The organism is Thiorhodovibrio frisius, from assembly GCF_033954835.1.
Taxonomy (GTDB): Bacteria; Pseudomonadota; Gammaproteobacteria; order Chromatiales; family Chromatiaceae; genus Thiorhodovibrio; species Thiorhodovibrio frisius.
In genome coordinates this window covers 4,403,723-4,416,493 of record NZ_CP121471.1, presented here as the reverse complement: position 1 = coordinate 4,416,493, position 12,771 = coordinate 4,403,723, and the positions used below count along the sequence as shown (strand labels likewise).

Sequence of the window (12,771 nt, the reverse complement as noted above, 5' to 3'; positions counted from 1 at the left end):
TCATGTTTTCGCGGAATATCATGTCTGCGAGGGTTCGGTTGTCTGGTTGTAGCCATTTGGCGACGGCTGATAGCGGGCGATGGCGTCGTGCGGTCGGCCAAACGCATAGGAATGACCCGAATCCACCAATGCGCGTCCGGCCAAGGCAGTGCGCCCGATCAGCATGCGAAAGCGCATGGTATCGCGATTGGTCAGGGTCAGCTCAATGGGCCAGGCGTTCGCGCCCAGCTGCAGTTGGGTAGCAATCACAAAGCGCTGCTCGCGATGGCCGCCCGAATCTGATACCAGGCGCTGGTCCAGCACGAGGGCGCGGCACCGGACCACAACATCCAGGCGGTCTTGCAGTGGATGCACCCCGAATAACGCCCAGACGCGGCCCTCGGCGTCGGTTTCGGTATCCAGATCGAAGGCGTGCAGTGCCGAAGTGCGGGCGCCGGTATCGAGCTTGGCCTTGATTAGCGGTAACCCAAGCTCTGGCAGGCCGATCCATTCGCGCCAGCCAAGGATGGCGAGTCTGGCGTTCTCGGCTGTTTGCACCAAGGCGGGCGAGGGATCTGATGACATGGCTTCTGGTAGATGTCAGTGAGGCGTGATTGTTGTTAATGATGGCCCAGGATAGTCGCCGATTCGGCGTCAGGGCTCAAGTGCGGCGAGCATTGTGGTGGTGTGCGGGATGCTTGGCATAGGACTTGAAAAAATCCGGTGCAGGCTTGTGTTCCCTCCCTGCGGTATGGAATTTGCCTGACAGAACGGCTGTTTGTCGAGATTTTTTGCAAGCCCGTGTTTCTTTTTTCGGTTTTTTCCGGTTTCCACCAGGCGCCTACCGCGTGGAGTCCAGTCATGCTAACCGAATTGAAGTGTCCTGACATGAAAGCCGCCCGGATCGCACCCCTGCGCGATAGCGCCCCTTCCAGCGCTCATGGTCCCGACTACCCCAGACGATTTTTTCCGGCGAACCGCGCTACAATCGCCTGTCCCAGTCACAAATTTTTTTCGGCTTGACTCTAGCGCGCGAGTCAGGGTGACTGGCGGAGTCCGCTGGCGGTTGTGACTGTCAACTTTGCTTAACGTAAAGAAATATTGACATCTGGGGTGTCGGCGACTAGATTCTTTAATATAGATGGATTCTTCGCCGGCGGCTGCCCTCACTCGTGAAGGGGCTGATCCCGGTTTGCCCCAGGGTTCGCCCTCGCGGTTCGGTGCATGTTACGGCTTTGGCTGGAAACTAGACTGTTTGAGTATTCGGTGCATTGCGGCTTAATATAGGGAGTTCGGGTTCGACGGGGTGCTGCGGCGATAGCCGCGCGCTGCCCCGTTAAAGGTTGCAAGGCGGTTAGCTTGCTTGGGAGCGCGCGCATCGGCAGGCAGCAATGCGCGGCTGGTCTAGAGAGATCGAATAGCAAAGATGGCAACAAAGACGTCGACTTCCCGTTCATCATCAAGGGGCCAGTCAGGGACGACACAAACGTGCATCAATGTGGTGATCGTCACCCTGGACAGCCATCTTGCCGGTGCTGCGGAGCGCGCGCAGGCGCTGCTGAAGGATGAAATTCCCGGCTTGCGCCTGACGCTGCATGCCGCCACCGAGTGGGAGGCAGATCCCAAGGCGCTCGCGCGCTGCCATCAGGATATCGCCCAGGGTGACATTATCTTGTCGACCATGTTGTTCATGGACGATCACATTAATGCTGTGCTGCCGGCACTTGAGGCACGTCGCGATCAGTGCGACGCCCTGGTCGGTTGCATGTCGGCTGGCGAGGTGACCAAGCTCACCCGCATGGGCAATTTCGACATGACCGCCAAGCAGAGCGGTGTGATGTCGATCCTGAAACGCCTGCGCGGTGGGGCAAAAAAACCGGCTGGCCAGGAAGGCGAGTCGGAGTCCTCCTCCAGCAATGCCGGCGCCAGTAATTCCAGCGCAAGTAACTCTAGCGATGGCGCTCGCCAGATGGCGATGTTGCGGCGCATCCCCAAAATTCTGCGCTTCATTCCCGGCACCGCCCAAGATGTGCGGGCGTATTTCTTGGTGTTGCAGTACTGGCTGGCCGGTTCGGACGAGAACGTCGCCAATCTGGTGCGTCAGTTGGTTGATCGCTACGCGACCGGCCCGCGCGCGGCACTGCGCGGTACCATCAAGGTCTCGGCGCCGGCTGAGTATCCCGACGTTGGCCTCTATCACCCGCGCCTGCGCGGGCGCATCACCGACAAGCTCGCCAAGCTACCAACTAAGCCGCCCAAGAACGCCGACATCAAGGGTCAGGTCGGCCTGCTGGTGATGCGCTCTTATGTGCTGGCGGGGAATACCGGCCACTACGATGGCGTCATCAAGGCGCTGGAAGCGCGGGGGCTCAGAGTAATTCCCGCTTTCGCCAGCGGTTTGGATGCGCGCGCGGCAATTGAAAAGTTCTTTTTCAACAAAGGCAAGTCGAGCGTGGATGCGGTCGTCTCCTTGACCGGCTTCTCTTTGGTTGGCGGCCCGGCCTATAACGACTCAGCCGCCGCGCAGGAACTGCTCGCGCGGCTGGACGTGCCCTACCTGGCCGCGCATCCGGTCGAGTTCCAGACTCTGGAGCAGTGGGAAGCCTCCGATCGCGGCCTGATGCCGGTCGAGGCCACCATGATGGTCGCCATTCCCGAACTTGATGGCTCTACTGGCCCCATGGTCTTTGGCGGCCGCTCGGCTGAGGCGACGGAAGATCGCGCGCGCGACATGCTGCCCCAGCCCGAGCGTGCCGATACCCTGGCCGCGCGTGTCGAGCGTCTGATTCGGCTGCGCCAGACGCCAGCGAAGGATCGTAAGATCGCCGCCGTGTTGTTTAACTTCCCGCCCAATGCTGGCAACACCGGCACTGCGGCCTATTTGTCGGTGTTTGAGTCGTTATTCCGCACCATGCAGGCGCTTAAGGCCGATGGTTATCGGGTTGATCTGCCCAATGATGCCGATGACCTGCGCGAGCGTGTCATCTATGGCAATGCCGCCGTGCATGGCGCCCATGCCAATGTTGCCGCGCGCATCGCGAGCGACGATCACGTCCGCCGCGAGCGTTACCTGGCCGAGATCGAAAGTCAGTGGGGGCCGGCGCCGGGCAAGCAGCAGACCGATGGCGCCTCGATTTTTGTGCTGGGCGAGCACTTCGGCAACATCTTCGTCGGCATCCAGCCGAGCTTCGGCTACGAAGGCGACCCCATGCGGCTGCTGTTCGACAAGGGTTTTGCGCCCACCCATGCCTTCTCGGCCTTCTATCGCTATCTGAAAGAAGACTTCGCTGCCCATGCGGTGCTGCATTTTGGCACCCATGGCGCGCTGGAATTCATGCCCGGCAAACAGGCCGGCCTGAGTGCTGCATGCTGGCCTGATCGGCTTATCGGCGATCTGCCCAATTTGTACTTGTATGCCTCGAATAACCCCTCCGAGGGCACCATCGCCAAGCGCCGCGCCGCCGCGACCCTCATTAGCTACCTGACTCCGCCTATCGCCAATGCCGGTCTCTATCGCGGCCTGGTGGATCTCAAAAGCTCCATTGAGCACTGGCGCGGCCTGACTCCAGAAGCCTCGGAAGAAGAACGCCTCGATCTGGCGCAGTTGATTCAGGCCCAGGCGGCCGAGTTGGACCTGTGCAATGCCGAACCGCAATGGGAAATGGCCGCAGCCGAGGGCCTGGTCCAGCAGTTGAATGACGAGATTTTGGAGCTGGAATACACCCTGATTCCCTATGGTCTGCATGTGGTCGGCGAGCCGCCCAATGGCCAGGAGCGCCTTGATCTGCTGATGGCGGTGGCCGAATCCAGCGTCGCGGGCGATGTCAGTCGCGAAGTCGTGCAGGCTCTGACTGAAGGTGCCACACCCGCCAAGGCGCTGAAGACCGCCGGCATTGAGGCCAGCGAGGAAGAGATCGCTCGCTATGGCGAACTGGCCAATTACAACAAGCTGCTGAGCGAGGACCACGAAACCCCAGCCGTTCTGCGCGCGCTTGCCGGGCGTTTTGTCCCGCCGGCACCAGGTGGCGATCTGCTGCGCACCCCGGAGATTCTGCCCACCGGGCGCAACCTGCATGGGTTTGATCCCTTCCGCATTCCCAGCGCCTTTGCCTTCAAAGAAGGCGGGCGCCACGCCCAGCAACTGCTGGATCGCTATAGCCAGGACGGCCATCCGCTGCCCGAGTCCATTGCCCTGGTGCTCTGGGGGACGGACAACTTAAAGACCGAAGGTGGCCCCATCGCCCAAGCGCTGCATTTGATTGGCGCCAAGCCAAGACTCGACAGCTACGGGCGGGTGTGCGGTGCCGAGCTGACATCTTTGGAAGAGCTCGGGCGCCCGCGCATTGATGTGGTTATGACCCTGTCGGGCATTTTCCGCGATCTACTGCCGTTGCAGACCCAACTGTTGGCCGAGGCGAGCTTCTTGGCCGCGACGGCGGATGAACCCGCAGAGCAGAATTTCATCCGCAAGCATGCCCTGGCTTATCAGCAGGAGCACGACTGCGACATCGAAACCGCCGCGCTGCGCGTGTTCAGTAATGCCGACGGCGCCTATGGCTCCAATGTCAATCACCTGATCGACAACAGCCGCTGGGACGAGGAAGACGAACTCGCCGAGACCTATACCCAGCGCAAGTGCTTTGCCTACGGTCGTGCCGGCAAGCCGGTGCGCCAGGCCGAGCTGCTGAAAAGCGTGCTGGGCGAGGTGGAACTGGCTTACCAGAATCTGGATTCGGTCGAACTCGGCGTCACCACGGTGGATCACTACTTCGACACCCTCGGTGGCATCAGCCGCGCGGTTGGGCGTTCCAAGGGCAAAGAGGTTCCGGTCTATATCGGTGACCAGACCCGTGGCGATGGTCAGGTGCGCACCCTGGCCGAGCAGGTCGCGCTCGAGACCCGCACCCGCATGCTCAACCCCAAGTGGTATGAAGGCATGCTCAAGCACGGCTACGAGGGCGTGCGCCAGATTGAGGTCCATGTCACCAACACCATGGGTTGGTCGGCTACCACCGGGCAGGTTGCGCCCTGGGTCTATCAGCGCATGACCGAGACCTTTGTGCTCGATGATGAAATGCGCGAGCGCCTGGCCGCCCTGAACCCAACGGCCTCGGCCAAGGTCGCCAATCGGCTGCTTGAGGCCCACGAGCGCAACTACTGGACTCCGGATGCCAACACCCTGGAGGCCCTGCGTCGCGCGGGCGAGGAACTTGAAGACCGGCTCGAAGGTATCACCGAGGGAGTAGCCGCAGCGTGAGTCTTGATCGTCTGCCACCTGGTCTTTTTGGCGCTGGTTCGAACCCGCCCCGCCGTCCGCCGCCGGATGGCGAGGGTAGCGTACAGGTGCAGCTTGACCCGGATATCACAATCGGCAAGGCCAAGGTCTTCGCCGTCTATGGTAAGGGTGGCATAGGCAAGAGCACGACCAGCTCCAATTTGTCGGTTGCTTTCTCCAATCTTGGCAAGCGGGTGGTGCAGATCGGCTGTGATCCCAAGCACGATTCCACCTTTACCCTGACCAAGTCTCTGGTGCCGACTGTGATCGATGTGCTGGAGACGGTCAATTTCCACCCCGAAGAACTGCATCTCGATGACTTTGTCTTCGAGGGTTATAATGGAGTCATGTGTGTCGAGGCCGGCGGCCCGCCCGCCGGCACCGGTTGCGGTGGCTATGTGGTTGGGCAGACGGTGAAGTTGCTGAAGCAGCATCATCTGTTCGATGATACCGACGTGGTGATTTTCGATGTGCTGGGAGATGTGGTTTGCGGTGGATTCGCGGCCCCTCTGCAGCATGCCGACCGCGCGGTGATTGTCACCGCCAACGATTTCGACTCGATTTTTGCGATGAATCGCATTGCATCGGCTATCCTTGCCAAGGCAAAGAACTACAAAGTGCGTCTTGCCGGCGTGATTGCCAATCGCAGCGACGAGACCAATGAGATCGACCGCTTTAATGAGGCGGTTGGGCTGAAAACCCTGGCGCATTTGCGTAACCTCGATATCATCCGCCGCAGCCGGCTGAAGAAATCGACGCTTTTTGAGCTGGACTCGACGCCCGAACTGGAACAGGCCAAGGCGCAATACATGGGGCTGGCACAGGCGCTCTGGGATGGGGTCGATCCGCTAACCGTCAGTCCAATGAAAGACCGCAATCTGTTCGACTTTTTAGGATTCGATTAAATGGCCAATGCCTCCTACCAGCAGCGCCGCAGCCAAATCGAAACCTATTTCGACCGCACTGCTGCCGATGGCTGGAAACGCCTCACCTCCGATGCCCCGCTCGGGCGCATTCGAGAGACCGTACGCCAGGGCCGCGAGCTGATGCGTCAGACGCTGCTCGACTGGATGCCGCAGGATCTCTCCGGCTGCCGCCTGCTTGATGCCGGCTGTGGGACTGGCCTGTTCAGCTTGGCTGCCGCGCGCCGTGGCGCCGATGTGGTGGCGGTGGACCTGTCCGCGACCCTCATCGACTTGGCGCGCGAGCGAGCGCCTGGTGAGCTCGGTGGCGGGTCGGTCAATTTCTCGGTGGGCGATATGCTGGATGCCGAGCGCGGAACCTTTGATTACATTGTCGCCATGGATTCGCTGATCCATTACGAGCCTGAGGACGCGCTGGCGTTGATTCGCGGCTTCGCCGCGCAGGCTCGCTGCGCAGTGATCTTTACCTTCGCGCCGCGTACCCGGGCATTGGCGCTGATGCATGCGGTCGGTCAGTTCTTTCCGCGCAGTGATCGCTCTCCAGCTATTGTTCCCATCGCCGAGAAACGGCTTCGCGCGCTTATTGAACAGGATAGCGCGTTAAAACCCTGGCATATCGGTCGTTGCGAGCGCATTATTCGCGGTTTCTATACCTCGCAGGGACTGGAGTTGGTCACCGCATCATGATGGCCGCCTATTGCCTACTCGCGCAAAAATGGCTTCGGACTGCGTCGCAATACCCGCATGCTGCGGATGTTTCGACTCGCAAACTGCCGTCTGGCTGGGCACAAGTTTTCCGCGCCAATGAGGCGCTAATCGGATTCGGCGGCGGGCTGTTTGCCGTCGGAGCTTTGACCACTGCCATTCATCTGGCGCACAATGGTCAAAGTGGGCTGGCCTTAGGAGTTTCTGGTGCGGTTCAGGGAGCCGCGCTCGGGATAGCGATTGTGCTTGGCGGTGTGCCAAGTGATCTCTTCTCCTGGCTGGCTGTGGAGAGTGCGCTGGAGCCGGCTTTGACCGGACTAAGCGCCTGGTATCTGTTGGTTTACCATCTCGAAAGTCTTTTCCTGTTCGCAACCCTGATCGCGGTTGGCCTACTCGTGCGGTGCACGGGGGCGGCCAAGGCGCCATCGTCGTCGAGGCTCGGGCTGACCGAGCTTCCTTAACTCAACTCTCTCTTCGGAGGATCTCCGCATGGAATTTGGTTACATCACACAATATTTTGACCTCGCGCAGGTCACGCTTTGGGCGTTCTGGTTGTCGCTCCTCAGCGTCATTTTCTTCAACCGTCGTGAGGACAAACGTGAGGGCTATCCGCAAGAGGCGGTGCAAATTTTCGGCAAAACTATTTTGACCGAGGGCTTTCCGTTTATGCCCGCACCAAAGACCTTCAAGCTGCCCCACAATGGCGGCGATGTGGTTAAGCCCGGTCCGGAGCGTCCGCAGTACGACTTTAAGCTGGAGCAGGTCGATCGTTTCGCCGGTGCAGCCTATCGTCCGGTCGGTAACCCGATGCTCGCGGGTGTTGGCCCCGGCGCTTATGCCGTTCGCGCGAACAAGCCTGACCTCACCAACGCTGGCGATCCGCGCATCGTGCCGATGCGAGTAGCCAAGCATTTTGCCGTGGTCGATAAAGATCCCGATCCCCGCGGTATGACCGTGATCGGCGCTGACGGCCAAGTCGGTGGCAAAGTGACCGAAATCTGGGTTGACCGTGCTGAGCCCCAAGTGCGCTACCTGGAACTCGAAGCTGGCAACAAGAAGAAGGTGTTGGTGCCGATTGCCCTGTGCGTGATCAAGGGCCAGAAGCGTGAAGTGAAAGTCCGGTCTATCAATGGCATCCACTTCAATGATGTCCCCACTCTCTCCAACTATGACCAGATCACCCTGGCCGAAGAAGACAAGGTCTCGGCTTACTATGGTGCTGGTACGCTGTATGCCACTCCGAATCGGGCGGAGTCCGTTCTGTGAGTGAATTCGAAGTCGAGCCGATTCCCGGCTTGCCTGCGCTCCTCCCCGATGGGGAGGAGCTCCTTTGGCAGGGCACCCCGCTGTGGGTGCCGCTGGCCAAACGGGCGTTTCATGTCCGCGAGGTGGGGATTTACTTTGGCGTACTGATTTTGCTTCGGGCGGGTTTTATTCTCTCCGACGGCGACGGCTGGGACGTTGTGCTCGGGTCCGCCTTGTGGCTCGTTTTTGTGGGGCTGGTGACTGTTGCCATTCTGTCGATGCTTGCGTGGTTCTATGCGCGGTCGACTATCTACAGCATCAGCAGTAAGCGGGTCATTTTCCGCCATGGTGTGGTCGTGCCCATCGCAGTGAATTTGCCATTTAAGAGTATCGAAAGCGCTGGTCTGCGCGTCCATTCCGACGGCTCTGGCGATATTCCCCTGGCGTTGATTGCTAAGCAAAAGGTCAGTTACCTCCTGATGTGGCCAAATGTCAGGCCATGGCATTTCTCCAAGGCGCAGCCGATGCTGCGGGCCATTCCAGACGTCGAGGACGTCGCTGAACTGCTCGCCGACGCACTCAAGGCCGAGGCAGAAGCCGTTCCATCGGATGTTGCCCCTCATCATCCGAATTCAGCATCGCCGGAGTCAGGCTCAACATCTGGAGCGGAGACCGCGAGCGCCGACCCCTTGGCGACATCGTCGTCATCCTGAACCGACTGCCAAATACGAGGTATCATCCTTGAGTGACGCATTCGAGGGCCGCCAGTTTCCGCGACCCCTGCTAATTGGTGCGGCCCTTCTGATTGGCTTTACCATTGCGGCAGCCGCCTTTGTGCGTCTGACCGGGATTGGGAAAAGCGAGACGGAATTCGCCCCCGTGGTTGTTGAACGCAAATTGTTTTTCCGCGAGATTGACCAGAGCACCATTGAGGTTATCGCCGAGGGTGCGCCAATCGCCGTGCTTGACTCTAAAGAGGATGGCTTCATCTTCGGCGTTCTGCGCGGACTTGGGCACTATCGCAAGGTCAGTGAAACCGGTAAAGACCGTCCTTACATCGTATCGCTGCGCGCTAGCGGTCGCTTGGTGCTAGAAGACCCGACAACTGGCGAACAACTCGATTTGCGCGCTTATGGCGTGGATAACGCCGCTGCCTTTCGTGAGCTCCTTGAAGCCAAGCATCTAGATACATCCTCTTCGTCCGCCGCAGACCCGGCAACCGGGTACCCAACGCAGCCAGACGTCCCACGCTAATTACAACTGTATCTGCACATGCTGAGCCTTGCGCTCGCGATTCTCTACGCGCTGTTTTTGTGGTGGTTTAGTACCGGGGTCATCCTGTTTCTGGACCGCCTCCCGGCGCGAACCTATCGCTTTAGTTTGCTTGGTGCTACGCTGCTCGGCGGCGCTTCTGTAGCGGTGGTCATTTGGGTGGCGGATCGAGCCGACACCTTGGGTGCCTATCTCGGCTTTACCAGCGGTGTGCTGATCTGGGGCTGGATTGAAATGACCTATTTCATGAATGCCCTCACAGGTCCGCGTAAGGCAGATTGCCCGCATGATTGCCATCAGCGACAGCGCTTTTGGCTGGCAATTCAGACCAGCCTGTATCATGAATTGGCTATTGTCTCGGTCGGCTTGCTGTTATTCGCGTTGAGCTGGGGGCAGGTCAATCAGATGGCCGCCTGGACCTTCGCGGTTCTCTGGTGGATGCGCTGGAGTTCCAAGCTCAATCTGTTTTTTGGTGTGCCCAACCTGAACGAAGACTGGCTGCCGGCGCATTTGCGTTTTCTCACCAGCTATCTCGCCAAGCGCCCGATGAATCTGCTGTTTCCTATCTCGGTGACAGTGGCTACCGTGGTGATGGCCCTGCTGATCGAGCATGCGTTGGATTTTCCGCCCGGCAGCTTTACTGCGCAAGCCGCAGTGCTGGGTGCCAGCCTGCTCGCGCTGGCCATTCTTGAGCATTGGTTTCTGGTGCTTCCCGTGGCCGATTCGGCCTTGTGGGACTGGGTGTTTGAGCCCAATGAGGTGTCAGCGTCCAAAGAGAAGCAGAAAGGCTCGCCGTCAGAGACATCGGCGCAATAACGAGCACTTGCGCGTGCTTGTTCAAGCTCATTCTATCGCGTAGCGTGTTTGGCTCCAGTTTCTTGCTCATTTGCAGTGCCGCTAGTCCGGGAATTTGGCAAAACGCCGGAAAGGGGTTTAAGCTTTGCTAAGTGCGATGCCTTTGAGTTGAGTCAAGGTATTGAGTCGGCGGTTGACTTATTCTGTGCGGCCCTGCTGCCTTTGGAGAATCCCCGGAGGACGCTGTATGCGTATCTTGCCGGTTCACGTTTTGGACCACTCGGCAACTGATCGAGGCGACCCGGAATTCCAGCCCGGCGAATCGCGACCCAACAGATTGCGATCCGTTCAATCTGTCTTTCCCCCTGTTGTCCGTCTGCGGCCGAATCGCTCAGGCCATCAAAGGCCCGCGCCCTCTGTGCGCGGCTTTGTTCCCGATCATGTCTTTCTCGATCAACTGGCCTGGCCAGATAAGGTTGTTCGGGACTGCGCGCTTGTTTACCGCCCAGCCACGCTGAGGTTGCCGTCTGATGACTAACATGGTGTCCGTCGATATCTCGCCGGAGTTACTGACCCGATTTAGCTGTTTCGACCGTCCTGATCCACCGGCGGCAGATGCTTGGTCGGAGGGGTTCACCGGGGCGGATTATCGACAGGCGCTCAGGGACGTGGGCCGGAATCCCGATGACACCCTTGCCCTGTATCTGCATATTCCCTTCTGTCCGGGGCGCTGCCTTTACTGCGGCTGTAATACCACGGTGACGCACAATAGCCAGCGCATCGATGGCTACCTTGATGCGCTCGAACGTGAGGTGGAGATGGTCGGGGACGCCATCGGCGCTGGACGCGATGTTTTACAACTCCATGTTGCCGGCGGCACGCCCAATTACCTAAACGACGCGCAACTCACTCGCCTGGTAGAGCTAGTCAACGACCGTTTCCGCATCCTGCCGGAAACCGACGCCTCGATTGAGTGCGATCCGCGCCGCACCTCCGCTGGTCAGCTCGAGCTGCTGTATGCGCTGGGCTTCAGACGCGTCACCTTTGGCGTGCAGGATCTGGAACCTCGGGTGCAACGCTCAATCGGGCGCATTCAGTCCATCGACCTGGTACGCGATGTCTACTGGATGGCGCGCGAGGTCGGGTTCGACTCCATCGGTTTCGATCTGATCTACGGCTTACCCGAGCAAACCCCGGACAGCTTTCAGGCTACGCTTGATGCCGTGATCGAGATGGCGCCTGATCGGGTGGCCTGCTTCGGCTACTCGCGCGGGACCAGCCTTGCCATGCATCAGCATGCCATTGATATCCACCGACTACCGGATGACATGGGTCGGCAGGGGTTGTTCGAGCAGGCGGTCAAGTCCTTTCTGGGGTCCGGCTATGTGTGGGTCGGGCTGGATACCTTTGTGCTCGATACCGATGAACTGGCCATTGCTCAGGATGAAGGGCGGCTGGGGCGCAACTGTATCGGCTACACCACGATGCGGGCGGACCATACCATCGGGCTGGGCACAGGCGCGGCTGGCGACGTGCATGGTCATTGCGTGCAGAACGAGCCCAACCTCTCGGCTTGGGAAGCCACGATCGAACGCGGGGAATTTCCCATTGCCCGCGGGCATTTACTCAATTCGACCGACCGCCGTCGCCGCGAGGCTATCGGCTATCTCATCTGTAATCTTGAACTGCCACTGGAACTGGCCGAAGGCTGCTTGGACGAGGAATACCATCGCCTGGCGGCCTATGCCCGCGATGGCTTGGTCGATGTCGAGGGCGATAAGCTGCGCATTACCCCGACAGGACGCTATTTGCTGCGGCATTTGTGCACCGAGCACGAGGCCTACTTCGCCTGGGATCGCGCCCGCTGGCATTTCTCGAGGTCCCTTTGACAGTCTCGGGCGGGCAGGCTCCGCAGCCGGGTGCCCAGCCAGCGCGCATTGGCCCCAATGCCATCATTCGTGTTGGTGAGGCTTTGCTTGCGCTTGAGAGCGCCGAGACTGCTGACCGGGTTTTCGCCACTGCCGGCTTATCCCATTACCGGCAGAATCTGCCTTCGGAGATGGTCCCTGAGGCTGAGGTGATTGCGCTTCAACAGGCATTGCGCGCGGAACTCTCGATCGAGGCTGCGGGCGCTGTCTCGCGCGATGCTGGCCTGCGTACCGGCGATTACCTGCTGGCGCATCGAATCCCGAAGCCTGCTCAGCGGGTGCTGAAATGGCTGCCACCCGGCCCGGCATGTCGCATGCTGCTGAAAGCCGTCGCCAATAACGCCTGGACCTTTGTCGGCAGCGGTCACTATGGGTTTGAAATGGGACGCCCGGTGCGGGTGTCCATTGCCCAATGTCCAATCTGTCGTGGTGCGACGGCCAGCCTTCCAGTCTGCGACTTCTATGCTGGTGCCTTCGAGCGTTTGTGCCAAATCCTGGTCAGCCCGCGAGCGCGAGTGCGCGAAACGCAGTGCCAGGCACTTGGTGCCCCGGCCTGTCAGTTCGAGATCGACTGGCGGCGCTGATTTTTCTCTTTCCAACCAGGCGGTGCCGAGTCGCGTTCCAACCTCGCCCCAACCTGGCTGAGTTT

The 12,771-nt window shown here is 59.8% G+C and carries 11 protein-coding genes; 10 read left to right on the top strand and 1 reads right to left on the bottom strand.

The window, feature by feature from the left end; genetic code table 11:
- Positions 1-18: 18 nt before the first annotated feature.
- Positions 19-564: an ATP-dependent zinc protease family protein gene (locus Thiofri_RS20235; RefSeq protein ID WP_009147946.1), complete on the bottom strand. Its 546-nt coding sequence runs from the start codon at positions 562-564 to the stop codon at positions 19-21.
- Between the two features lie 841 nt (positions 565-1,405).
- Here Thiofri_RS20235 and Thiofri_RS20230 point away from each other — a divergent pair.
- The 10 genes from Thiofri_RS20230 to bchJ all read left to right on the top strand — a co-directional run bounded on the left by Thiofri_RS20230 (position 1,406) and on the right by bchJ (position 12,706).
- Complete coding sequence (locus tag Thiofri_RS20230) at positions 1,406-5,236, top strand: magnesium chelatase subunit H (protein WP_009147945.1); 3,831 nt, start codon at positions 1,406-1,408, stop codon at positions 5,234-5,236.
- An 11-nt stretch (positions 5,237-5,247) separates the two neighbouring features.
- Positions 5,248-6,159 (top strand): ferredoxin:protochlorophyllide reductase (ATP-dependent) iron-sulfur ATP-binding protein, encoded by a 912-nt coding sequence (gene bchL / locus Thiofri_RS20225; RefSeq protein WP_051023898.1) that lies wholly within the window; start codon positions 5,248-5,250, stop codon positions 6,157-6,159.
- Positions 6,160-6,864: a magnesium protoporphyrin IX methyltransferase gene (gene bchM, locus Thiofri_RS20220; protein WP_009147943.1), complete on the top strand. Its 705-nt coding sequence runs from the start codon at positions 6,160-6,162 to the stop codon at positions 6,862-6,864.
- Complete coding sequence (locus Thiofri_RS20215) at positions 6,861-7,343, top strand: PucC family protein (protein ID WP_040855577.1); 483 nt, start codon at positions 6,861-6,863, stop codon at positions 7,341-7,343. Before bchM ends, Thiofri_RS20215 begins: the two co-directional genes overlap by 4 nt.
- A gap of 28 nt (positions 7,344-7,371) precedes the next feature.
- Positions 7,372-8,148, top strand: coding sequence for a photosynthetic reaction center subunit H (puhA, locus tag Thiofri_RS20210; RefSeq protein ID WP_009147942.1), 777 nt, complete (start codon positions 7,372-7,374; stop codon positions 8,146-8,148).
- The gene (puhB, locus tag Thiofri_RS20205; protein WP_009147941.1) at positions 8,145-8,840 is read left to right on the top strand and encodes a photosynthetic complex putative assembly protein PuhB; all 696 of its coding nucleotides are present in this window, start codon (positions 8,145-8,147) and stop codon (positions 8,838-8,840) included. Before puhA ends, puhB begins: the two co-directional genes overlap by 4 nt.
- 28 nt (positions 8,841-8,868) lie before the next feature.
- Positions 8,869-9,381: a photosynthetic complex assembly protein PuhC gene (gene puhC, locus Thiofri_RS20200; protein WP_009147940.1), complete on the top strand. Its 513-nt coding sequence runs from the start codon at positions 8,869-8,871 to the stop codon at positions 9,379-9,381.
- Positions 9,382-9,399: 18 nt separating this feature from the next.
- Complete coding sequence (gene puhE, locus Thiofri_RS20195; protein ID WP_009147939.1) at positions 9,400-10,215, top strand: putative photosynthetic complex assembly protein PuhE; 816 nt, start codon at positions 9,400-9,402, stop codon at positions 10,213-10,215.
- A 509-nt stretch (positions 10,216-10,724) separates the two neighbouring features.
- A complete protein-coding gene (hemN, locus tag Thiofri_RS20190) occupies positions 10,725-12,083 on the top strand; it encodes an oxygen-independent coproporphyrinogen III oxidase (protein ID WP_009147938.1) in 1,359 nt (452 codons plus the stop codon).
- The gene (bchJ, locus tag Thiofri_RS20185) at positions 12,080-12,706 is read left to right on the top strand and encodes a bacteriochlorophyll 4-vinyl reductase (RefSeq protein WP_009147937.1); all 627 of its coding nucleotides are present in this window, start codon (positions 12,080-12,082) and stop codon (positions 12,704-12,706) included. Before hemN ends, bchJ begins: the two co-directional genes overlap by 4 nt.
- Positions 12,707-12,771: the final 65 nt, after the last annotated feature.